General features: G+C 63.6%; 19 protein-coding genes. 9 read left to right on the top strand and 10 right to left on the bottom strand.

Annotation, left to right across the window (positions count from 1 at the left end):
- Nucleotides 1-30 precede the first annotated feature (30 nt).
- Complete coding sequence (locus M0D67_RS15830) at nucleotides 31-1,470, top strand: PLP-dependent aminotransferase family protein (protein WP_266239156.1); 1,440 nt, start codon at nucleotides 31-33, stop codon at nucleotides 1,468-1,470.
- A gap of 27 nt (nucleotides 1,471-1,497) precedes the next feature.
- On the opposite strand, the gene M0D67_RS15835 is transcribed toward M0D67_RS15830, so the two are convergent.
- From M0D67_RS15835 to M0D67_RS15845, 3 genes are all read right to left on the bottom strand, one after another.
- Nucleotides 1,498-2,571, bottom strand: coding sequence for a TAXI family TRAP transporter solute-binding subunit (locus M0D67_RS15835; protein ID WP_266239157.1), 1,074 nt, complete (start codon nucleotides 2,569-2,571; stop codon nucleotides 1,498-1,500).
- Nucleotides 2,572-2,783: 212 nt separating this feature from the next.
- On the bottom strand, nucleotides 2,784-3,791 hold the full coding sequence (locus tag M0D67_RS15840) for a hypothetical protein (RefSeq protein WP_266239158.1): 1,008 nt from the start codon (nucleotides 3,789-3,791) through the stop codon (nucleotides 2,784-2,786).
- Between the two features lie 439 nt (nucleotides 3,792-4,230).
- Nucleotides 4,231-5,778, bottom strand: coding sequence for an MDR family MFS transporter (locus M0D67_RS15845; RefSeq protein ID WP_154561564.1), 1,548 nt, complete (start codon nucleotides 5,776-5,778; stop codon nucleotides 4,231-4,233).
- Between the two features lie 75 nt (nucleotides 5,779-5,853).
- On the opposite strand from M0D67_RS15845, the gene M0D67_RS15850 reads away from it, so the two are divergent.
- Nucleotides 5,854-6,642: a TetR/AcrR family transcriptional regulator gene (locus tag M0D67_RS15850; protein WP_154561562.1), complete on the top strand. Its 789-nt coding sequence runs from the start codon at nucleotides 5,854-5,856 to the stop codon at nucleotides 6,640-6,642.
- A 13-nt stretch (nucleotides 6,643-6,655) separates the two neighbouring features.
- Here the strand turns inward: M0D67_RS15850 and M0D67_RS15855 are convergent, their stop codons facing one another.
- Complete coding sequence (locus M0D67_RS15855; protein ID WP_266239159.1) at nucleotides 6,656-7,378, bottom strand: ribonuclease activity regulator RraA; 723 nt, start codon at nucleotides 7,376-7,378, stop codon at nucleotides 6,656-6,658.
- 492 nt (nucleotides 7,379-7,870) lie between these two features.
- On the opposite strand from M0D67_RS15855, the gene M0D67_RS15860 reads away from it, so the two are divergent.
- Nucleotides 7,871-8,380, top strand: a complete 510-nt coding sequence (locus M0D67_RS15860; protein WP_154561558.1) for a response regulator — start codon at nucleotides 7,871-7,873, stop codon at nucleotides 8,378-8,380.
- 112 nt (nucleotides 8,381-8,492) lie between these two features.
- On the opposite strand, the gene M0D67_RS15865 is transcribed toward M0D67_RS15860, so the two are convergent.
- Both M0D67_RS15865 and M0D67_RS15870 read right to left on the bottom strand, forming a co-directional pair.
- A complete protein-coding gene (locus M0D67_RS15865; protein ID WP_154561556.1) occupies nucleotides 8,493-9,071 on the bottom strand; it encodes a Fur family transcriptional regulator in 579 nt (192 codons plus the stop codon).
- 123 nt (nucleotides 9,072-9,194) lie between these two features.
- On the bottom strand, nucleotides 9,195-9,821 hold the full coding sequence (locus M0D67_RS15870; protein WP_154561554.1) for a glutathione S-transferase family protein: 627 nt from the start codon (nucleotides 9,819-9,821) through the stop codon (nucleotides 9,195-9,197).
- Between the two features lie 246 nt (nucleotides 9,822-10,067).
- On the opposite strand from M0D67_RS15870, the gene M0D67_RS15875 reads away from it, so the two are divergent.
- Complete coding sequence (locus M0D67_RS15875) at nucleotides 10,068-11,771, top strand: ATP-binding domain-containing protein (protein WP_154561552.1); 1,704 nt, start codon at nucleotides 10,068-10,070, stop codon at nucleotides 11,769-11,771.
- 7 nt (nucleotides 11,772-11,778) lie between these two features.
- Here the strand turns inward: M0D67_RS15875 and M0D67_RS15880 are convergent, their stop codons facing one another.
- Complete coding sequence (locus tag M0D67_RS15880; RefSeq protein ID WP_154561550.1) at nucleotides 11,779-12,726, bottom strand: phosphoribosyltransferase; 948 nt, start codon at nucleotides 12,724-12,726, stop codon at nucleotides 11,779-11,781.
- 307 nt (nucleotides 12,727-13,033) lie between these two features.
- On the opposite strand from M0D67_RS15880, the gene M0D67_RS15885 reads away from it, so the two are divergent.
- Both M0D67_RS15885 and M0D67_RS15890 read left to right on the top strand, forming a co-directional pair.
- A complete protein-coding gene (locus tag M0D67_RS15885) occupies nucleotides 13,034-13,582 on the top strand; it encodes a molybdopterin-dependent oxidoreductase (RefSeq protein WP_266239208.1) in 549 nt (182 codons plus the stop codon).
- Entirely contained in the window at nucleotides 13,552-15,420 is a 1,869-nt protein-coding gene (locus M0D67_RS15890) for an ATP-binding protein (protein WP_266239160.1), read from the top strand. The genes M0D67_RS15885 and M0D67_RS15890 overlap by 31 nt, the downstream gene beginning before the upstream one ends.
- Nucleotides 15,421-15,500: 80 nt before the next feature.
- Here M0D67_RS15890 and M0D67_RS15895 read toward each other — a convergent pair whose 3' ends face one another.
- The 3 genes from M0D67_RS15895 to M0D67_RS15905 all read right to left on the bottom strand — a co-directional run bounded on the left by M0D67_RS15895 (nucleotide 15,501) and on the right by M0D67_RS15905 (nucleotide 18,244).
- The gene (locus M0D67_RS15895; RefSeq protein WP_266239161.1) at nucleotides 15,501-16,355 is read right to left on the bottom strand and encodes a helix-turn-helix domain-containing protein; all 855 of its coding nucleotides are present in this window, start codon (nucleotides 16,353-16,355) and stop codon (nucleotides 15,501-15,503) included.
- A 291-nt stretch (nucleotides 16,356-16,646) separates the two neighbouring features.
- On the bottom strand, nucleotides 16,647-17,987 hold the full coding sequence (locus tag M0D67_RS15900) for a type II toxin-antitoxin system HipA family toxin (RefSeq protein WP_154561544.1): 1,341 nt from the start codon (nucleotides 17,985-17,987) through the stop codon (nucleotides 16,647-16,649).
- 2 nt (nucleotides 17,988-17,989) lie between these two features.
- Nucleotides 17,990-18,244, bottom strand: coding sequence for a helix-turn-helix transcriptional regulator (locus M0D67_RS15905; RefSeq protein ID WP_054036490.1), 255 nt, complete (start codon nucleotides 18,242-18,244; stop codon nucleotides 17,990-17,992).
- A gap of 206 nt (nucleotides 18,245-18,450) precedes the next feature.
- Between M0D67_RS15905 and M0D67_RS15910 the strand changes: the two genes are divergently transcribed.
- The 3 genes from M0D67_RS15910 (at nucleotide 18,451) to lhpI (ending at nucleotide 20,587) form a co-directional block, all read left to right on the top strand.
- Nucleotides 18,451-19,083, top strand: a complete 633-nt coding sequence (locus M0D67_RS15910; protein ID WP_171927018.1) for a C39 family peptidase — start codon at nucleotides 18,451-18,453, stop codon at nucleotides 19,081-19,083.
- A 95-nt stretch (nucleotides 19,084-19,178) separates the two neighbouring features.
- The gene (locus M0D67_RS15915) at nucleotides 19,179-19,436 is read left to right on the top strand and encodes a hypothetical protein (RefSeq protein ID WP_154561538.1); all 258 of its coding nucleotides are present in this window, start codon (nucleotides 19,179-19,181) and stop codon (nucleotides 19,434-19,436) included.
- Between the two features lie 197 nt (nucleotides 19,437-19,633).
- A complete protein-coding gene (lhpI, locus tag M0D67_RS15920; protein ID WP_154561536.1) occupies nucleotides 19,634-20,587 on the top strand; it encodes a bifunctional Delta(1)-pyrroline-2-carboxylate/Delta(1)-piperideine-2-carboxylate reductase in 954 nt (317 codons plus the stop codon).
- Nucleotides 20,588-20,638 lie beyond the last annotated feature (51 nt).

Below are 20,638 nucleotides of genomic sequence, written 5' to 3' on the forward strand. Positions count from 1 at the left end.
ACAAACTGTACCGAACATGGAGCAGTACAGATGGCGGAAAGCGATAACAACCGGGCGGCCTTGGGCGCGCCAGCCGGCACGCGGGTCGGCACCGTGATGGACAACTTGCGCGAGCGCATCGCGAGCCGTTCGCTGATGCCGGGCGCGCGCGTGCCCTCGATCCGCACGATGACCGAGGCACTCGGCGTGTCGAAGTCGACCGTAGTGGAAGCGTACGACCGGCTGGTCGCGGAAGGGGTGATCGTGGCGCGGCGCGGTTCCGGCTTTTTCGTCTCCGGTCATGCTCCGCCGCTTGCGCTCGCCGATCTCGGGCCGCGGCTGGATCGCGAGGTCGATCCGCTGTGGCTCACGCGGCAGTCGCTGGAGGCCGGTGCGAAGGTGCTCAAGCCGGGCTGCGGCTGGATGCCGCCTTCATGGCTGCCGGAAGACGGTGTGCGCCGCGCGTTGCGCGCCGTGGCGCGTGATCCGCAGTCGCCGCTCGCCGACTATGCGAGCCCGCTCGGTCTGCCCGCGCTACGTCAGCAACTCGCCTGGCGGCTCGCGCAGCATGGCGTGGAAGCGCCGCCCGAGCAGATCGTGCTGACCGACGGCGGCACGCATGCGCTCGATCTCGTCTGCCGCTTTCTGCTCGAACCCGGCGACACGGTCCTGATCGACGATCCGTGCTACTTCAACTTCCAGGCGCTGCTGCGTGCGCATCGCGTCCGCATCGTCGGAGTGCCTTATACGCCATCCGGTCCGGATCTGGCGGCATTCGAGCGGGCGCTGATCGAGCACCGCCCGCGGCTCTACGTGACCAATTCCTCGATCCACAATCCGACCGGTGCCACGCTTGCGCCGGCCATTGCGCATCGGCTGCTGAAACTGGCGGGTGAGCACAATCTGCTGATAGTCGAAGACGATATCTTCGCCGACTTCGAGGACGAACCCGCGCCGCGTCTTGCGGCGTTCGACGGTCTCGCGCGGGTGGTCTCGATCGGCAGCTTTTCGAAGACCTTGTCCGCGGCCGTGCGCTGCGGCTACATCGCGGCGCGCAGGGAATGGATCGAGCCGCTGGTCGATCTGAAGCTGGCCACCACGTTCGGCAACGGCCAGCTCGCGGCGAGCGTCGTGCATCGTTTGCTGGTGGACGGCACCTACCGGCGGCATCTGGAATCGATGCGCGCGAAGCTCGCGGACGCCATGGGGGAGACGATCAGGCGGCTGGGCTACGCAGGCCTTGAAGTGTGGACGCGGCCACGCGCCGGGATATTCGTGTGGGCGCGCTTACCCGATGCGCTCGACGCCGCCGATATCGCGCGTCACGCATTAGCCGAGAGTGTGGTGTTCGCGCCGGGCAATGTGTTCAGCGCGTCGCAATCGGCGGCCGGCTTCCTGCGCTTTAACGTGTCGCAATGCAACCGGCCGAAGGTGTACGAAGCGCTGCAACGGGCGATGGACGTGTCGGCTGCATCGAAGGCGCACGCCTGAGCGCGCGCCTCGCCTCGCCAGACGACGTTACTTGCACAGCAACAGCAGACGCTCCTGATCCGTGCAGGGGGAGCGCGGTTTCTGCGCGGCTTGCGCGGCCGTCGCGCTGATCGCCGCACTCTTGTTCGCGAGACACGCGCGCAGATGTTTTTCCACCGGCGCGTAGTATTTCCATCCGCGCACGAGGGGCGGCAATTCGAGTTTCACCTGCTTCCACTTCGGATGCCCATGCTCCTGCAGATTGTCGAAGTTGGCGCAGAGCGAATCCGCAAAGTGATTCAGATTGCCGACGGTATCGCGCAGACCGTAATCGTAAGTGACGAGAAAGGCCTTGACCGTTAGCGTGGGAACATCTTCCTTCAGCCAGTTCGGATAGCTGGTCGCGCGGAGTGTCGTGGGAAAATAAGTCTGCTTGGCTCGGGCGGTTTCGGGCGCGTTGGGATCAACCTTCAGAGGGCGGATCTGTTGCAGCAGCTCGGGATTCATGTCGTTGAACAGTTTCGCCGGCTGCCCGACCACGATGATCGCGACGTCCACCTTCTTGACGATCAGCGCGGCCAGCGCATCTTCATTGCTCAGGTGCTGGACGTTCTGCTCGGGAATCGCCTGTCCGAACATCAGGTGATAGAGGGTCGTGGCCGTTTGAGCGGTGCCGCTGCCGAGCAGGCCCACGCTGATGCTTTTGTCCTTGATGTCGGCGAAGGTTTTCATCGGCGAGTCCGCGCGCACGACGACGTTAATTTCTTCGTCGTAGAGCGGCATGATGAGCCGTAGCGGCCGGATTGTCGTACCCGCGTCGGCATTGCCCGCGTTGGCCATGTCGATGTAGGCCTGATACACGTCGGACTGAACCAGTGCGAGCTTCACGCCGGGCTCGAAGCGCATGCGCTGCACGTTTTCGGCCGAACCCTTCGACGACATCACTTCCAGGTCGATGCCCGCCGGCTGCGCCACCCATTTCGACAGATCCTGGCCGATCTGAATGTACGTGCCGCGTTCCGGACCGGTAACGATCTTGTAGTGCGCAGGTTCCGCCCAAGCAAACGAAGACATGATCATTAGCGCCAGCCCCAGCCATCCCGCCAGAAGTTTCTTCAGCATGGTTTATCTACCTATCGGTCAGGGTTGAACAGCCTCTCGTGTCGACGCGCGCGAAGCACCGGTGAGTCGGCTTGCCATCTCATGTTCAAGGCGTCGCGCGTGCCATGTCCGTCTGTTGCCGCTCAGAGGGCACGCGAAACGCCAATGCAATCGGTCGTGCGAACGGTCAAGAAATTCGGTATCCAAACTTTTTCGCTGACCGGGATGCCGGTTTACGCATGCGGCTTGAGCGGTGCCCAACCTGTCTCGCGAATCACGCGCTCAAGGATGGTTTTCGCGGCGTCGTTGCCGGTGTCGATCGCGAGCGCCTCATTGGCGTGCTGGCGTGCGCAACTCCACGACTGCTGCGAGGCACACAGTTGTGCCGCCTGCAACGCGGCGTCGCGGCGCGCGGTGAGCGGCTTCAATTCGGTCAGCAGGCTTTCTGCGTCGGTGTTGCCGGGCTGCAGCGTTTGCGCCGCGCCAAGCGCCGCTTGTGCCGCGGAGAGATCGTTGGCGCGGACGGCCAGACGCGCTGTCTGCAGCGCTTGCGCGGCATCGCGGAACTGCGGCGCCGCTGGTTTTACAGGCGCTGCGGCCAACGGCGGCGCGATGGGCGTGGGCAGGATTGCCGGTGCGGCCTTGGCGGGATTGGCGGCATTGCTGGGGACAGCAGGCTTAACCGCGGTGGCCTGATTCGTCGGCTGAGCCGGTGCGTACAGCGCAATCGTGCCGGTCGCCGTTCTGGCGTCCTGATGATTTTCAGCCGTCTGCTCAGTATTGCCGTTCTGCGATTCGTGGTTGTCGCTGAATAGAGTAAAGGTGACATACGCTAGTCCGATTGCGCCAATCGCCACGATCGCGAGCAGCACCCGGCGCATCGGGACCATGCTGCGGCCAGCAGAATGCGGTAGATCGGCGAGCGGCGGAATCGGCGTATCCGGAGACGCGAGTACCGGCGCTGGCATCGGGGGCTCGACAGGGGCGGCTTCGCCGGTGACCGCGGTCTGCGCGGCGAGATCGGTTTCAACCGGCTGTGTCGGATCGAAGCCGTTTTTCTGCGCTGTCTTGCTGATGGCACTGGCGTGGCTGCCGGGAATCACGCCGCGCTTGTGTGGGCCGGCGTCAAGCGGGTGCACCGCGCCGCAATACGGGCAATAGTCGACTTGCCGGTACAGCGCACCGCCACAGCGTTTGCAGGGCGTCGGGAAACTATGGCCGAGTATTGTCTGGGTGGACATACTGTGGACCCACCTGTGGAAAACAGTGCCGTTACGGCATGCTCCAGATCGTGTTGAGGCAGGAGTAACGTCCGCGGAAACCACGATCCACATGCTCTGGAGAACCTTGGGACGCAAGTCCTCGCTTGCGGTGCCGCTGCTTGCAATATGTGGCGTTTCCGTGAGGACGTCAATCGACGTTCTTACCTACTTTATGTGCGCTAAAACACATTTGTAGGTACGACGAAACACTGCATATGTCGGCAGAACGAACAGGCTGACGGTTTTTTTCACACGGTTTGCTCAGTCACGGTGCGCAGGTGTCGACACTCTCGCGCGCCGGCGGAATCGGTAGAGCGAAATAGCGGCGATGAAAACAGAACGAGGTCGAAGCGCGCGGCGTTCGACCTCGTCATCAAGCGCTTGCAGAAAACGCTCGCTGGAAACGGGATACGCGAAATCAGTGCTTGCGCAGCGGATGATCTTTCAGAAGCCACGCGAGCGCAAAGGCCAACACGACGACGCAGGCCGCCGAGAGATACACCGTGTGCAACGCACCGGCAAACGCTTGCAGATAGTCGTTGCGCAACGCTTCAGGCAACTGGTGGATGGCCGCCGGTCCGAGCGCGTGCGGCAATTCGATGTCGGCCGGAATCAGTTTTTCCAGACGCGCGGCGAGGCCGTTCGAAAACACCGCGCCAAAACCGGCCACGCCGATCGAGCCGCCGATTGACCGGAACAGCGTCGCGCCTGAAGTGGCGACACCCATGTGCTTGAACTCGACAGTATTCTGCACCGCGAGAATCAGCACCTGCATCACCATGCCGAGGCCGAAGCCGAGAATGCCCATGTCGATATACATCACACGAATGGGCGTGTTGATCTGCAGGCGTGCGAGCAGCACCATCGCGACGGTCACGAGAAATGTGCCGGCGATCGGAAACATGCGGTACTTGCCGATCTTGCTGATTACGCGTCCGGTCACCATCGACATCATGAACAGACCGCCCATCATCGGCAGCATCTGCATGCCGGCTTCCGTGGGCGTCGAGCCTTTGACCACTTGCAGATACAGCGGCAGGAACGTGACCGAACCAAACAGCGACACGCCGATGATGAAGCCGATCAGACTGCTCAGCAAAAACGTGCGCTGTTTGAAGAGTTCGAGCGGCATGATCGGTTCGACGGCAGTGCGCTCTTCGTGGATGAAGCCCCAGATCGCCACCAGCCCCATTCCCAGCGTGAACCACAACTGCGGCGATGACCACGGCAGGATCGTGCCGCCCTGGCTCGTGAACAGGATGATGCAGGTGAGCGCGCCGGCGAGAAACGCGGCGCCCATGTAGTCGATGGTGTGCTTCACATGCCGCACGTGCGGTTTGAAGACCGCGCCGATCACAGCCAGCGAGATGAGGCCGAGCGGCAGGTTGATGTAGAAAATCCAGCGCCATGACAGGTGCTCGACGAGAAAGCCGCCGAGCAGCGGCCCGACCACCGTCGCGAGACCGAACACGCCGCCGAATACCCCCTGGAAGCGGCCGCGCTCAGCCGGCGGAATCACGTCCGCGATGGCGGCCATCGTCACGACTAGCAGACCGCCGCCGCCGAGCCCCTGCAGTGCGCGCAGCACGATCAACTGGGTCATGTTCTGGGCGACGCCGCACAGCGCGGAGCCGACGAGGAACACGACGATCGCCGTCTGCAGCACGATCTTGCGGCCGAACAGATCGCCGAATTTGCCATACAGCGGCACGACGATAGTCGAGCTGAGCAGGTAGGCGGTCACCACCCACGAGAGGTTGTTGAGCCCGCCGAGTTCGCCGACGATGGTCGGCAGCGCGGTCGAGACGATCGTCTGATCGAGCGCGGCGAGCAGCATGACCAGCAGCAGCGCCGGAAACAGCAGGCGGATCGGCGGGTGGTCATTTGCCTGCGGGCCGGACTGCGGATCTGGCTGCGCATCTGGCAGCGTTAGCCCGGCGGGTTGAGTCGTTGTCGATTGGTCCATGGCGCCACGGTATTGAAATTAATTAATTCGGAGATTAATATATGCGACATTGTGTCACTCGTCAAATTGAATGCAATGGCAAGGATTACGTCAGATGACCGGGAAGTGAAACGCCCGCCGCGCAGCACGGCCGCCGCGAAGGCGCGAAAGCTTTCGAAGCCGGCGTCAGCCGCGGTGGGCGATGCTGCGAACGCTTCGATTCCCGCACCGCCGCCCGCGCTCACACGGCGACCGGGCAGGCCTTCGGGCTCGGCGCGCGGCCCGGAGCAGCGCAGCCGCCTGCTGGACGCCGCGCTCGCCCTGTTCGCGCGGCAGGGCATCGTCGACACCACGCTCGGGGAGATTGCCCGTGAGGCGGGTTTCACGCCGGCGATGATGCATTACTACTTCAAGACGCGCGATCAATTGCTCGACGTGCTGATCGACGAGCGTTTCGCGCCGCTGCGCGCGGGGATCGGCGTGCCGTTTCAGGAAAATCCCGACGATCCGGTGGCTGCCATCACGCAACTCGCGCAGCGTTTGGTGAAGACGGCGAGCGACAATCCGTGGTTTCCGTCGCTGTGGGTGCGCGAAGTGATCAGCGACGGCGGCCTGCTGCGCCAGCGCATGCATGAACGGTTCGGCGACGCGAATCAGAAGGCGTCGCTGTCAGCCATCGCGCGCTGGCAAAAGGAAGGGCGCCTGAATGCCGGGCTGGAGCCGTCGCTGGTATTCGTCACGCTGCTGGGTATGACGATTCTGCCGCTGGCCACCTCGAAGCTGTGGCGTAACGATCCCGCTCGGTGCAACATCGGCAGCGAGGAGATCGCCCGGCATGCGGTGGCCTTGCTGGTGCAGGGCGTCGGTCCTGGCAAAGCGGACTGACACACTGCCGGACTCACTCAGAAATACGTTTCTGCCGCCACGCCTCATACGCAGCCTTCGTTTTTTCGTTCGGCGGATAAGTGCCGGGCAGGGCGGCGCCCTCACGAATACGCTCGGCGAGAAACACTTCGAGTTGCTCCTGCTCGGCGGCGGCTTGCGCAACCTCGGCTGCCATTTTGAGTGGGATTACCACCACGCCGTCCGCATCGCCCACGATCACGTCGCCGGGAAACACCGCTACACCGCCGCAGCCGATCGGCACATTGATATCCACCGCGTGATGCCGGATCAGATTCGGCGGCGCGCTTGCGCCGGCACAAAACACCGGCATGCCAAGCGCGGCGATTGTCGTGCTGTCGCGCACCGGACCGTCGGACACCATGCCCGCTACGCCGCGCACCTGCAACCGCTGCGAGAGGATCGAACCGAACGAGGCGCTGCCTCGCTCGCCGCGGCAATCCTGCACGAGCACATGGCCGGCCGGAATGGTCTCGACACATTTGCGCTGTGCGTACTCGGGATCAGCAAACAGTTCGAGCACGTCGATGTCCTCGCGCGAGGGAATATTGCGTAGCGTGAAGGCCGGCCCGACCAGATTCGTGCCACTGTGCGCGGCGAGCGGCGCTACGCCCTGCATGAACGCATTGCGCAGGCCGCGCTTGAACAACTGGGTGGTCAGCGTGGCGGTGCTGACATGACGGAGTGTTTCAAGCGTGGCGGAGTCGAGATCGGACATGGTGTCGGGCGGCCTCAGGTTTTAGGGGCGGAGAGATGGCGCTCATATGACGTGCTGCGTCGCAGCGGCAGAACATAACGCAGCCGCTGCGATCTCGCGCACACGATCATAGCGCCGCCGTGGATCGTGCGGCAGGCTCGCGCAACCATGCTGACGTAACGACGAATCTGGTGAAGCCGGCGAGGCACGCAACGTGCTACCTGAGGAGTGGATTTGAACGCCGTGCGAGAGGCATAACCGCGCCGGCGTCGCAATAGAACATGAATGTCGGAGCAGACGCTGAGGCGGGCAAGGCGATGGACGTGGGTTTGCAGCAGCCACCGCCACGGCGAATCGGGTGTCGGCATTGGTCAGCCAGGGCAGTGGAGCCGAGGGTCGGTTTTTCATCGGCGTGCAATTTTGGCGCGTTACTGTGCGCACGCGTTGCGCCGGGGCCATGTTTTACAATCGCGGGCCTGCATGCAACTCGACGCATGAAATCGAGTCGGAACCATGGACAGCAATACCGCAGCCGCGCAAATCGGCAGCAAACAGCAGGGCGATACGTTGGCCGAGTCTGATGGCCTAACCGGTTTTTTAGAGCTACAGCAGAACATGAACGGAGCATTGAGACTCGATCAGGCCACGATCGTGCTCGTCGAGGACGACCCGGATAGCCGGGAATCACTGGCCTTGTTACTCGAGGCGGAAGGTGCGCATGTCGTCGCAGTGGCGGATGCGGAAGAGGGCGTCGAAGCGGCGCTGCGGCTGTTACCTGACGCCGTGGTGTGCGACCTCGAATTGCCGGCCATGGACGGCTTTTATCTGATCCAGCGGCTGCGCGATCACGAGATTCGCGGTGACCATGCACCTTCGGTGGCCGTGGCGCTCACGGGTCATACCGACGACGCTTACCGCTTACGCAGCATCGGCGAAGGCTTCCAGCATTTCATGACCAAGCCGGCATTGCCGGAAGACCTCGTGACACTGTTGCACGACGCGATCGACGCCCGCGCGGGCTGAGGAGCGGCCTCGCGGCCGAGGGCGGTTTCTTGCCGCCGCATCGTCGGCGGCAAGCTTTCGTCTGGCGAAACGGTCCGCAATCAGACTGCAAACCTGATGGCAGGCGCCGCTGTTATTTGGCGACGGCGACCGGTGCGGCAGCGCTGGCGCTGGCCGCTTCCGCTGCCTGACACGCGGAACACAATCCCTTCAATTCGATTTCATCGCTGGCAAGGCGGTAACCCGCGTCTTCGATTTGCGTGACGAGCGCCTGGCGCAGCTTCGGCTGATGCAACTCGGTGACGTTGCCGCATTGCTGGCACACCACCAGAATGCCGTGCTGGCATTGCGTCAGGTCGTGGCAGACGGTAAACGCATTAATCGATTCGATCCGGTGCACGAGCCCTGCCGAGAGCAGAAAATCCAGCGCCCGGTAAACCGTAGGCGGCGCCGAGCCCGGATGGATCTGGCGCATGTCGTCGAGCAGCGAATAAGCTTTGGTGGCGCGCCCGGAATTCAACAGCAATTCGAGCACTTTGCGGCGGATCGGTGTGAGTTTTTCGCCGCGTTCGCGGCAATATTCTTCCGCGAGAGTCAGTGCGGCTTCCTGCGATTCACCGTGCGCAATGTGCGTGTGCCCCGGCTCATGATGATGAGCGGAGGCGGCAGGCGTGGTTTTGTCGGCGGTCGCGGCGGGCTTGGCGGTCTTCATGCGTGGATTATAAAGGCCATCGGGCTTGGCTGTGCCGGTGTGCGGCGCACCTGCCGGTCGCGGCTGGACGCCGCGGCGGGGCATGAAGTCGCTCATCAAGCCGCCCAATGGCTGCCGGATCGTTCAAGTCAGCGGGAAATCGATGTATTTCTTGAAACCCGGGCGTGTCGCAAGCCGCGAATACCAATGCTCCAGATTCGGCAACGGCGGGCGTTCGACGCCGTCCAGTCCGAACCAGCGTTTCGCGTACGCGCCGATCACGATATCGGCGAGCGTGAACTTTTCGCCTTCGAGAAAGAAGCGGCCTTGCAGATGGTTATCCAGCAGGCGCCACAGCAACGTGACCGCGCCGAAGTCGGTAGCGAGCTTGTTGGCGTCGCGCTCGGCGGCAGGCGTGCGCACGAGAGTCCAGAAGACGGGCTTTTCCGCGGGTTGTAGCGTGGTGAGCGACCAGTCGAGCCAGCGGTCGACGCTGGAGCGCAATTTCGGTTCGGACGGATACAGGAGACTCGATTCGCCGTATTGCAGCACCAGATAGCGCAGGATCGAGTTCGATTCCCACAGCACGAAGTCGTCGTCGACCAGCGTCGGAATTTTACCGGTCGGGTTCATCGCCAGGTAGTCGGGCTCGTTGTTGCGGCCGAATTTCAGGCCCGCGTCGATGCGTTCGTACGGCAGCACCAGTTCGTCGCAACACCACAAGACTTTCTGTACGTTGACCGAGTTGGCGCGTCCCCAGATCGTGATCATCCGGTAAATCCTTTCTTTATATTGACAGTTGGCAAGCCGCGCGTGGCGCGCGGCGTTCAGCCAGTAACGATACACGATGCGCATGGATTTGCGCGCCGCCAGCCCGCAATCTGCTGCGTGAAGTGTTGCCCGGAGCCTGGTCCGAAGCACCTTGCCCATAGAGGTCCGTGTATCGCCCGACGTGCCATGCCGGCAACGCACGGGCGTTGCGTACAATGTGCGCACCCGAACACGACGAGGCACCGCATGGCCCGCATTGTCCCCGACGACTGGAAGAGCCTCGCCGCCACCGGTGCGGCGGCACGCGAACGCGAGACCCTCGCCTTGCTGGAAGAAGCGCTTCCCGATGGCTACACCGTCTATCACGGCGTGCACTGGACCCGTCTGAACCAGAACTTCTCGGTGTTCGGCGAGGCCGACTTCGTGATCGTCAGCCCGGCTGGGCGCGTGATGATCGTCGAACAGAAAACCGGTTTCCTGCGCGAAACGCCCAAGGGGCTCGTCAAGGTCTATCTTCAGACGGAACGCAATGTGGCGATCGCGCTCGCGCATACCGTCGAAACGCTGCACCGGCGCTTCACCGCGGCGTTCGGCGCGGGTACATATTTCATCGAAGAACTGCTGTATTGCCCGGACCACATCGTCAAGGACGCGGCGATTGCCGGCGTGAATCCCGCGCGGATCGTCGACGCGACGCGCAAGGACCGGCTTGCCGCGATCATTCGCGAAGCCTTGCCGGCGGACGAAGCGCGCCTCGCCTGCGCACCGAAAATCCATCACTTTCTCGCCGACGAACTCTCGCTTACGCCCGACGCCAGCGCGCTCGTCGGCCAGGCCGGCACGCTCGTCACGCGTCTGGCCGGTGGCCTCGCGACCTGGGCGCGACGGCTGGAGTTTTCGCCGTTCCGGCTGCGCGTGATCGGCACGGCCGGCTCCGGCAAGACGCAACTGGCGGTGCAGGTGATGAAGGACGCGGCGGCGCGTGGTCAGCGGCCTTTGTACGTGTGTTTCAACCGGCCGCTCGCGGATCACATTGCGCGGGTCGCGCCGCCTGAGGCAAAGGTGGCGAACTATCACCAGCTATGCGACTGGGTCGCGCGCGACGCGGGCCGCGAGCCGGATTTTCAGTCTGGCGACGTATTCAAACAGCTTGAAACGACTTTCGCCGAAACGCCGATCGACGCGCGCTGGCAATTCGACGTGCTGATCGTCGACGAAGGGCAGGATTTCCAGCAGCCGTGGGTGGCTGCACTCGAGCGTCTGTTGCGGCCGGGCGCCGCGTGGTGGTGGCTCGAAGATCCGCTGCAGAATCTGTATATGCGCGAGCCTGTCGAGTTGCACGGCTGGACCACGCTGAAAGAGACTACCAACTACCGCAGCCCGCGTGACATTCTCGATTATGTGCGGGACGTGGTCGGCGCCTCGGTGCCGGTCGCGGCGGGTTTGGCCTCGGGCAGTCCGTTCGACGGCTCCGATATTTCGCTCTCCGTCTACGACGAAGCGAACGCCGCCGAAGGCAGCATCGAGGCGACCAAGCGGGCGATCACGCAGGCCTTGTCGCTCGGCTTTCGCAAGCAGGATATTGCGGTGCTGTCGTTTCGCGGCCGCGAAGGCTCGGCGATGACCGCGCAGGATCATCTCGGACCACATCGGTTGCGCAGTTTTACGGGTAAATACGATCTGTTCGGCAACCCGGAGTATCGCGAAGGAGATGTGCTGTTCGAGTCGATCTACCGCTTCAAGGGGCAGGCGGCGCCGTGCGTGATTCTCACGGAGGTCGACTTCGAACTATTCGACGAACGGATTGCACGCAAGCTGTTCGTCGGCGCCACGCGTGCGACGATGAAGCTGATCATCGTCGCCTCGCAGCGGGCCGCGCGGCATCTGCATCTGCGTGATGGTAAAGAGCTCAGAGAAACCAGAGAACTCAGAGAGGCGAAAGAAGCCTAGCCGCCGCTCACGTCCACGCGCGCGCCCCCACCAGCATCCCCGTTTGCGTAAGCGCGTCCCACCAGATCACGCGCAGTAACGGCGCTTGCTGCGCGATCAGCAGCGCCTGCACCGGATCGCTCTCGACAAAATGCGTGACACCGCCGCGCAACGCCGCCGCAGCCTTGTGAGCGGCGGCGCCGGCGGCACTTTCGTCGTGCGTCCCGGGCGTGCGCATCACCAGTTGCATATGACCGAAGCCGTGCCGCGCGAGCCACGCTTCGGTGCGCGCGCGATCCAGTTCCGGCCGGCCGGTGATGATCGTGCGCACGCGTTGCAGATCGATGCCCGGCAGCACCTCGAACGGCAGCAGCGCGTCGCGTTCGGCGAGCGCCGCGGCCAGATCCTCGTCGTAGCGTGCGAGCGGCACGTCGGGTAGCAGAATGCCGTCGAGGTCGATTGCGTAGGTGGCGTATTCGTGATCGTCGGCCATGGCGGACGCAGCGCCCGCTTCAACGCGCTCCCAGTCTTCGCGATAACGCTCGGTGTAGGCCTGGCGCTCCCACGGAAACAGCGCGAAGTAGCCGCGGGCGTCGATCGCGTAGTCGGGTTGCGTGCGGCTCAGGTCGTCGACCGCGGCGGTCAGCGTTCTGACGTCGAGGCCATGCTGCTGAAGGAAAGCGATGCAATCGGTCAGCGTAAAGCCACGCCCCGCGATGTCCTCGCACAGCAGCACTTTCGAGCCGGCGGGCGGGATCGGCAGCGTCGAATCCCAGGCGACCGTGCGCGACTGGCGGTCGTAACGCAGAAACGCCACCGGCGTGCCGGCCGCATGCGAAACCATCAGCGCAAGCGGCGCGCCGCCACGCAGAATGCCGATCGCCATGGTGAAACGCTCCGCCAGCAACGCGGGTTGCAGCGATTCGATCCAGCGATCGAGTTGTTCGTACGTCAGGGGCAAAACCGGCTTGTTCATGACTCTCGGGGCGTCGCGGTGCGCGGGTCGGGCAGGTGTCCCGTAGACGGAGAGCGGCGCGCGGCGCAGCGCGGCGGCAGGTCCCCGTTTTTGAGACAAAGAATTTTGGCGATATTATGCATGCGGTTCAAAGATCGCGCGTCGGGGTGACGCGCGCCGCCGGACGGGGCGTGTCGCAAAGACCGCCGCCGCGGCGGCAAACGGGCAAGGGCAACGGCGAGGATGCTGCAGGTCCGCTGGCCGGTTGAGCCGGCGCAGCGCAGCCGCCCGCAAAATAACAAACGATGGAATGACCAAACAGATGAAGATGACCAAGGCGGGCATAGCGGTGAATGGCAGGAAAGGCGTGGTCCGGGGCGCATGGTGGGGGCTGGGTCTGCTCCTCGCTTTCGCCGCGTGGAGCATGCAGGCACAGGCGCAGGCAGAGTCGTTGCCGCTATCGCTCGATGTGAAGGGCAAGATCAGCAAGACCAACGATGCGACGCACCAGTTGTATCACTTCACCGACGCGCAACTGCTCGCGCTGCCAGCTCATTCGATTACGACCGCCACCACCTGGACTCCGCGTTCCACCTTCACAGGACCGCTGCTCGCGGATATCCTGAAGACAGTCGGCGCATCCGGCAGCGCAGTCGAGATCCATACGCTCGACGACTATACGTACACCATTCCGGTGACGGACTGCGATCGCTACGGCGTGGTCGTTGCGTACAGCATGAACGGCCGGCGCCTGAAGATCAGCGACTTCGGGCCGCTGTTTCTTATCTATCCGCGCGACGCGTTTCCCGATGAACTCATGGGCGCGGCGGGCGATTCTAAATTCGTATGGCAGATCAAGGCACTCATCGTCAAATAACACGCCGCCCCTTGCGTCGTGTCCTCTATGTGTTGATCTGGCTGACCGCGCTGGCGGCGCCGGCAGGCGCGATCGGCTATCTGTTGTACGCGAACCTGCTCAATCCGCGCGCCACCGAACAGTTGACCGGTCAGTACGATGGTTTCTATTGGGACGCAGCGCAACTGCAGATCGCCTACGCGCGTTTCGAGAACCAGTTGCTGCTGTATCAATCCGGTGTCGACGACGACTATCCGCGGCTCATGCTGCGCTACCAGTTGCTGCAATCAAAGCTGCACGTGATGGCCGGTTCGACACGCAGGCTGACTACTCAGCTCGCGCTGCTGCAACGGCAACAGGACGAAATCCAGTCGCTCGATCATTTGCTGGATGGGATTCAGCCTGAGGTGGATGCGTTGCCGAAGGACCGCAGCCGCGCCGACAAGATTGTCGTGGAGTTGCGTCAGCATTGGAACGAGGTCAACGATCTCGCGTTGAGCCGCCGTTTCGCCGACGTGGCCGATCGTGAGGCGATGAACCGCGATTTCATCGACAAGCGCCGTATGCTGTTCGCAGGCGGCCTGTTGCTGCTGTTGTTGTCCGCGGCCGCGACCACACTGTTGGTGCTCAACGGCCGGCGCCGCATGCGCCTGATGCATCAGCAGCACGCGGCGCTTGAAGCGGAGCATCAGGCGAGCCGCGCGGCACGCGAGGCGAGTCTCGCGAAGGATGCGTTTCTCGGCATGATCAGCCACGAACTGCGCACGCCGTTGCATGCGATCGTGTCGTCGATCGAATTGCTGGGCTTCAACTATCACTCCGAGGCCGACCGCAAGGTGATCCAGCGTCTCGAAACCGCGGGGCGGCATCTGGAAGCACAGATGAAAGACCTGACTGACTACGCGCGCCTCGGCGCCGGCAAGCTCGAGTTGCGTCACGAGCGTTTCGAGCCGCGCGAGCTGCTGGCGTCGATCGTCGACGAACACGCGATGTCGGCCGCCGCGCGCGGGCTCAAGCTGGAAAGCGAGGCAAGCGGCATGAGCGGCCTCGTCGATTCCGATCCGCACCGCATCCGCCAGATCGTCAACAACCTCGTCGCCAACGCAATTCGCTACACCGAAACCGGCACGGTCCGCGTGCAACTGAGGCAGCGGCCGGCGGTCCTGATCTTCGTCGTCAGCGATACGGGGCCGGGCGTGCCGCATGAGCAAATTCCGCTGATCTTCCAGGAGTTCACGCAACTGGACGCGTCGCGCACGCGCCGCTTCGAGGGCGCGGGGATGGGGCTCGCGATCGTGCAGGGGCTGGTCAGGCTGTTCGGCGGTGCCGTCGACGTGGCGAGCGCGGTGGGCGAGGGCACGACCTTTACGGTGACGATCCCGGTCACGCCGGTCGCGGCAACCGTGCCGCCCGGCGTGACGGCGCAGGCCGAACCAGGCGGCGCGCGCCCGTGCGTGTTGATCGTCGACGACAACCGGCTGATTCGCGAGTCGCTCAGCGAAATGATCGCGCACATGGATTTCGACGCGCACGCCGTTTCCAATGCCGACGATGCACTCGCGTGGCTCGACGCGCGTCGCTGTGACGTGGTGTTGCTCGATCTGCATATGCCGGATCGCGACGGTTATACGTTCCTTGCGGATTTCGCGGCACGCGGGGGGCCATCGTCGGGTGTTCCAGTGATCGTGGTGAGCGCGTATGCGCCAGAGGCGGATAGCGTAGGTAGTGCGGGTGGGGCGGCAGGGGAAGCGGGAGAAGCCGGCTTGCAGCCGTTCTTTGAAGCGTTATTAAAGCCAGTACATTACGAGGAACTGCGCAGTGCGTTGCAGCGAGCTTTGGCTTCGCGGCATACGGTGTGACGTGACGCCTTGAGGAAACGCAGTTGGAGGAGGGCTCAACCTGAGCACGCACCTTCAGCCGCTTGCCGGCGTATGCATCATCAAGGCCGGTTGAGGCGCTTGGACAGATCGGCGACCAGGATCGCCATACGCGCGGGCTTTTCATAGCACGCAACGTCGTAATTGCGAATGACCTCGCTGATCTCCGATTCGCTGGCCTTGCCGGTCAGCAGTTCGCCGGTCAGCACGAAAATCGGCGCGTCCGGATTCTCTGATGCCCGCACTGCGCGGATCGCTGCCGCCGAGGTCTGTGAGCCGAACAGCCAATCGATCACAACGCCGTCGAAGATCTGCGTTTGCAGTTGTTCGGCAAACGCCGCGAGGCCGTAGATCGCCACCGCCGCGAAACCGCTGCCCTCGAGATAGTCGCGCAGGTTGTCGGCGGAGGCCTGATCGTCGTCCACCACGGCGATGGTCGGCTTGTCGGTCTCGGCGCGGCGCGGATAGATCTCGATCTTGTGGACTTCGTAGGCGCTTTGGTAAAGCGTGCCGTCGTGGCGCGCCACGCGCCATTGGCCGAGCTTCGAGTACGCGACAAATTCAGGGCGGCTGCCCGGTTCGAGCGCGGCGCCGACCCATGCGGTGCAGGCCAGCTCGATCGCGCCGACGCAGAACACCGCCTCCTGGGCGATGGCGCCGACCATGCCTGGATCGAGCGACTGTGCGCCGAATAGCTGAGCGGCAGGTTCGCCGAACACCTCGGCAACCTTCTTGATCTGCGAGAGAGTCCACGGGCTGTTGCCGCGCAGCTTGCGGTGTCCCTGCGAAAAACTCAGATCGAGGATGCGGCATAGCTCAGTGGTCTGCTGGCGTTTGCCGATTCCATGCCGGCTCATCAACTCGCGCACGCGCTCGGCGACGGCAATGGAGTCAGGTGAGTTTGTTTCGTTGGTCATACTGCGTGAGGATCTGCCTTCTTGAAGGGTGGCTGGGGGCATGCGATATGGCACGCGCAGCGCGGCCACGCACATTGGATGCGCATTGACGCGGCTACGCGGGGGACAGCAAATGTACCGCAAAAAGTCTCACGGCCTGTGTTTTGGTATGACTGCCGCCAAACCTGTCGGTGCGAGGTGCGAACGGACACATTCGGCGATCTGTTTATGCTTTTAGCATCGAATGTATTTTACCGATTAAACCGGGCGGAATCTGTAAGTAATTCCGATTGAATTTACCCTCACCCGCCGTTACGCGGGCGGCATTGTGTCGAGCTTGGCCGCCGAGTTTTTCAGGCCTTTGAAAATCCGCTCGGCAACCTTGCCCGGAAAGCGCTCGGGCAATTCGGCCGAGACCCGCGCGATGACCGCCGGCGTCTGTTCGATCAGCCGCTGGATCAACGGTTCGGCGTTCGCACCGTATGAGCACCTTGGCGCCATGGTGTTGAAATGGCGCCGCTGCACGTCGCGGAAGGCGTCGTGTTTGCTGCGCGACCACATCGCCATGGCGAGCCTGGCCTTGAACCATGACCACTGGTTCGGGCCGTTACCCTCCACCGGCCAGATCGACATCACGTCGTAAAGCGGCGTGAGACGGTACTGACCGCCCGCCAGCAGGCGAATGCTGAAGTTCTTGGCGTGGCCGTCCGGCGCCGCCAGCATCCAGAACAGGATCTGGCTTGCCAGCAGCGTTTCGATGTCCTGTTGCGCCGACACCGATTGCTGGAGAATCCGCGCGAGGTCCAGCAGGCCCGGACCGCCTTCGTTTTCGTACTTGCGATGCGACGGCACGCCGTACACCTGGCAGAAGTCCTCCTGCGGCAGGCGCAGCAGCCATTGCCCGCTCGAATGCAGTTGCCGGTCGAAGCGTTCGACGCTCAGCACCCGCTGCTTGCCGAACGTCATGATCTCGGTGTTGGCCACCGGCAGGCCATAGGCGCGCAGAATCCGCAGACACAGCCATTCGTTTTCGACCGAGGTGCTGAGGTCGGCGAGCTTGTTGCCGACCAGCCCGAGCGGCAGCTTGAAAATGTGCGTGGTAGGCGTGGCGCCATGCGGGCGCTGCCACTTGCCGTCGTGCCACAGCAGGGCGGTTTTCTCCTGCGCGCCGGCGAGCGAGATGCGGAAATCGTCTGCTTCGTCGGCTGCGCCGAGGGCGGGGTTGCTGACGGTGCGCGCCAGCATGGTCTCGATCTCGCTGTCGGAGAGCGGCGTGCCCTCGATGCGTTCGACGCCGGCCGGCGCGTCGTCTTCGGCCAGCAACTGGACGGCGCCCACGCAATCGCGGCCGATGGCTTGCAGCAGATCGAATGCATCGAGCGTATCAGTCTGGTAGCGCTGGGCGATGCGCTTTCTGATGGCCTCGCTGTCGGGCAGCAGATTGTCGAAATAGTTGAGCACCCGTGGCCCTTTGTTCGCCACGTTGCTCGGCGCGAACGGCAGCGAGAGCGAAAGCGGCCGGCCCGCGGGCGAGGCGACCCATGCGGGGTCGTAAGCGAACTCCATGGGGCCGCGGGTGGGCAGGCGCCAGACGCCGACGCGCTCGCCGTTGGCCCACACCGAAAGCGCCCGCGAATGCGTTTGGCGGCCCATGCTTACCACTCGACCAAAGGCGCCGGTTCAGGCACCGGCTGGTTCTTGTCGCGTACCTGCAATTGCAGGCCGTAGGCGCCGCACAGCGCCAGCAATTGTGCGAGGGTAAGGGCGGTGGCGTCGGTTTCCAGCGCCGAGATGCGGCTCTGGCTCACGCCGATGCGCGCGGCGGCGTCAGCCTGGGTGAGGCCGGCCTGGCGCCGACCGGCAGCGAGCAGTTGGGCCATTTGGTCCGGCGTGGCGACAAGGTGGATCATGGCAAATTATCCGCGAGACGAATAAACACACTTTATGCGTCACACAGATATTTGTCAAATATTCGTGTGACGCATATTCGACAAATATCTGTCTGGCGAATAAACGGCAAATATCTGCATGACGAATAAATTCCGTATGCGTGCGCTCCGCTGGGCCGGCCGTGTAGCATGCTGTGAAAATATTTGCCACCGACTCCGCGCGATTCATGAACCAACCGACACTACGCCACACCGAGGTGCCGTACCACACGCAATGGGGCAGCCCCGAATGGGTGCGCCACATCGTCGAACAAGAGGGCGACCCATGCGACGATCCACACTGGCAGCAGAGCGGTTTTGCCGACCCGGAGCGTTACCGTTTCTGGGCGAAACGCCTGTGCGGTCTGACCTGCCTCGAATCCGCGCTCGATTACTGGCGCATCGAACACGCGCCGCGCGCCGCGTTGCTGGACGAAGCGTTGCGCCACGGCGTGTACCGGCTGCGTGACGACGGTGGCGTCGACGGTTTGATCTACCAGCCGTTCGCCGACTGGCTCGGCGAGGCATTCGGTATTCAGGTCGAAGTGCTGCCGCAGGCGCCGCTCGAAGAGATCGCCGTGCGCATCGACGGCGACACGCTGGCGATCGTTTCCGTGAGCCCCGAGATCCGTTATCCGGAGCGGCCGAATCAGAGCCAGGGCGGGCATCTGATCCTGCTGCACGGGCGCGATCGCGATGGCGTATGGTTTCATAATCCGTCGGGCATTGCGCCTCACCAGGCGGATGTCTATTTGCCGTTCGCCACGGTGGCGCGTTTCTACGCAGGGCGTGGCATGACGCTCACCCGCAGCGTGCGCTAGATACGGCAACCGGCAAGCCGCACGGCGAACGCAATGATCGGGCCCGTTTTCTGCTGAGGAGCTTCACGCCGACTTTTGCGATACCGGAGCCCGTCATGAAGCGAACCTATGCCGTGCTTGCTGCCGGCCTCGTCGCGCTCGGCGCCGTCACCGCAGCGCATGCGGCTACCCAGGACGACCGGGCCAAGGCCTGTCGCAGCGACGCGATGCATTTCTGCGCCGCCCACATCCCGAGCAAGGCAAAAATCACCGCCTGCATGAAGCAGCACCTCGACGAACTCAGTCCGGCGTGCCGCGCGATGTTCGAGGACGGCAAGAAAGACGACGCCAAAGACGACGCCGTTTCGCAATGACCCTAGCGGCGGCGCGCCGCTGCTTTTCGGTAAGGCAGGCCAATTCCTGCGCTGCAGCCGCGTGCCCGCGTTCCCGCGATCCGGCCCCACGGCGCGCAGCGCGTCGTAGAATCGCTTGTTCCCGATTCCCGGAACAGCCGCGTGTCTGGTGCGCTGAATCGAACGCATCAACTCGCCTGGACAGGAAAAGCCCGCTTATGACCCGCCCGACCACACAGATTTTCGACGCTGCCGCCACCGCGCGGCTGATTCCGTACGCGACGCTCGTCGACGCATTGAGGCGTGCGAGCATCGACTACGCACAGCAACGGGTTGTGAGTCCTGAACGGCTCGTCGTGCCGCTCAACGAGGGCGGCATCATGCTATCGATGCCGGCCACCGCGCCCGATCTCGCGATCCACAAGCTGGTCAACGTATGCGCGAGCAATCGACCACGCGGCATCCCGACGATCCACGGCCAGGTGATGGCCTTCGACGCCGATACCGGCGAGACGCTCTTCATCCTCGATGGCCCGACGGTGACCGGGCGCCGCACGGCGGCGATGTCGATGCTCGGCGTACGCACTTTCGCGCCGGCAAGGCCGCGCGAATTCCTGCTGATCGGCACCGGCACGCAGGCGGTGAATCATCTGGAAGCGATCGGCGAATTGTTTCCCGACGCTCGCGTGTGGGTGAAGGGCAGTGCGCCCGCGCGGGCCGAAGCGTTTTGCGCCGCACATGCTGCGCAGGGTGCGCATGGCGGCAGCGCGCACGAACTGCGACCGCTGGCCGACTCCAACGCGGCCATCCCTGATTCGATCGACGTGGTGATTGCGCTGACCACCAGCAAGCAGGCCGTCTACGACGAAGCCGCGCGCGCGGACCGGCTCGTGATCGGCGTCGGCGCGTTCACACCGGCTATGGTCGAGATCGGCGCGCGCACGATCGCAGGCAGCGCGCTGTTCGTCGACGACGAAGCCGGCGCGAGGCATGAAGCCGGCGATTTCATTCAGGCCGGTGTCGATTGGGCGCGGGTCGGTGGAATTGCCACCGTGGTGGACAACGCCGCTTTGTTGCCGTCGAAACAACCGATTGTTTTTAAAAGTGTCGGCTGCGCGGCGTGGGATCTGGCGGCCTGCCGCGTGGCGCGCGAAGCCTTGTCAGGCGCCTGATCGCGGACCGTTCGCAGCGTCCGGCACGTTGCGGTTCGCAGGTCCTAATTG

Origin of the sequence: Paraburkholderia sp. SECH4 (assembly GCF_030511745.1) — a bacterium.
Classification (GTDB): domain Bacteria; phylum Pseudomonadota; class Gammaproteobacteria; order Burkholderiales; family Burkholderiaceae; genus Paraburkholderia; species Paraburkholderia madseniana.

Bases quoted from the DNA above. Each gene is read 5' to 3' on its own strand.
- M0D67_RS15830 (WP_266239156.1), top strand. From the start codon at position 31: ATGGCGGAAAGCGATAACAACCGGGCGGCCTTGGGCGCGCCAGCCGGC.
- M0D67_RS15835 (WP_266239157.1), bottom strand. From the start codon at position 2,571: ATGCTGAAGAAACTTCTGGCGGGATGGCTGGGGCTGGCGCTAATGATC.
- M0D67_RS15840 (WP_266239158.1), bottom strand. From the start codon at position 3,791: ATGTCCACCCAGACAATACTCGGCCATAGTTTCCCGACGCCCTGCAAA.
- M0D67_RS15845 (WP_154561564.1), bottom strand. From the start codon at position 5,778: ATGGACCAATCGACAACGACTCAACCCGCCGGGCTAACGCTGCCAGAT.
- M0D67_RS15850 (WP_154561562.1), top strand. From the start codon at position 5,854: ATGGCAAGGATTACGTCAGATGACCGGGAAGTGAAACGCCCGCCGCGC.
- M0D67_RS15855 (WP_266239159.1), bottom strand. From the start codon at position 7,378: ATGTCCGATCTCGACTCCGCCACGCTTGAAACACTCCGTCATGTCAGC.
- M0D67_RS15860 (WP_154561558.1), top strand. From the start codon at position 7,871: ATGGACAGCAATACCGCAGCCGCGCAAATCGGCAGCAAACAGCAGGGC.
- M0D67_RS15865 (WP_154561556.1), bottom strand. From the start codon at position 9,071: ATGAAGACCGCCAAGCCCGCCGCGACCGCCGACAAAACCACGCCTGCC.
- M0D67_RS15870 (WP_154561554.1), bottom strand. From the start codon at position 9,821: ATGATCACGATCTGGGGACGCGCCAACTCGGTCAACGTACAGAAAGTC.
- M0D67_RS15875 (WP_154561552.1), top strand. From the start codon at position 10,068: ATGGCCCGCATTGTCCCCGACGACTGGAAGAGCCTCGCCGCCACCGGT.
- M0D67_RS15880 (WP_154561550.1), bottom strand. From the start codon at position 12,726: ATGAACAAGCCGGTTTTGCCCCTGACGTACGAACAACTCGATCGCTGG.
- M0D67_RS15885 (WP_266239208.1), top strand. From the start codon at position 13,034: ATGACCAAGGCGGGCATAGCGGTGAATGGCAGGAAAGGCGTGGTCCGG.
- M0D67_RS15890 (WP_266239160.1), top strand. From the start codon at position 13,552: ATGGCAGATCAAGGCACTCATCGTCAAATAACACGCCGCCCCTTGCGT.
- M0D67_RS15895 (WP_266239161.1), bottom strand. From the start codon at position 16,355: ATGACCAACGAAACAAACTCACCTGACTCCATTGCCGTCGCCGAGCGC.
- M0D67_RS15900 (WP_154561544.1), bottom strand. From the start codon at position 17,987: ATGGGCCGCCAAACGCATTCGCGGGCGCTTTCGGTGTGGGCCAACGGC.
- M0D67_RS15905 (WP_054036490.1), bottom strand. From the start codon at position 18,244: ATGATCCACCTTGTCGCCACGCCGGACCAAATGGCCCAACTGCTCGCT.
- M0D67_RS15910 (WP_171927018.1), top strand. From the start codon at position 18,451: ATGAACCAACCGACACTACGCCACACCGAGGTGCCGTACCACACGCAA.
- M0D67_RS15915 (WP_154561538.1), top strand. From the start codon at position 19,179: ATGAAGCGAACCTATGCCGTGCTTGCTGCCGGCCTCGTCGCGCTCGGC.
- lhpI (WP_154561536.1), top strand. From the start codon at position 19,634: ATGACCCGCCCGACCACACAGATTTTCGACGCTGCCGCCACCGCGCGG.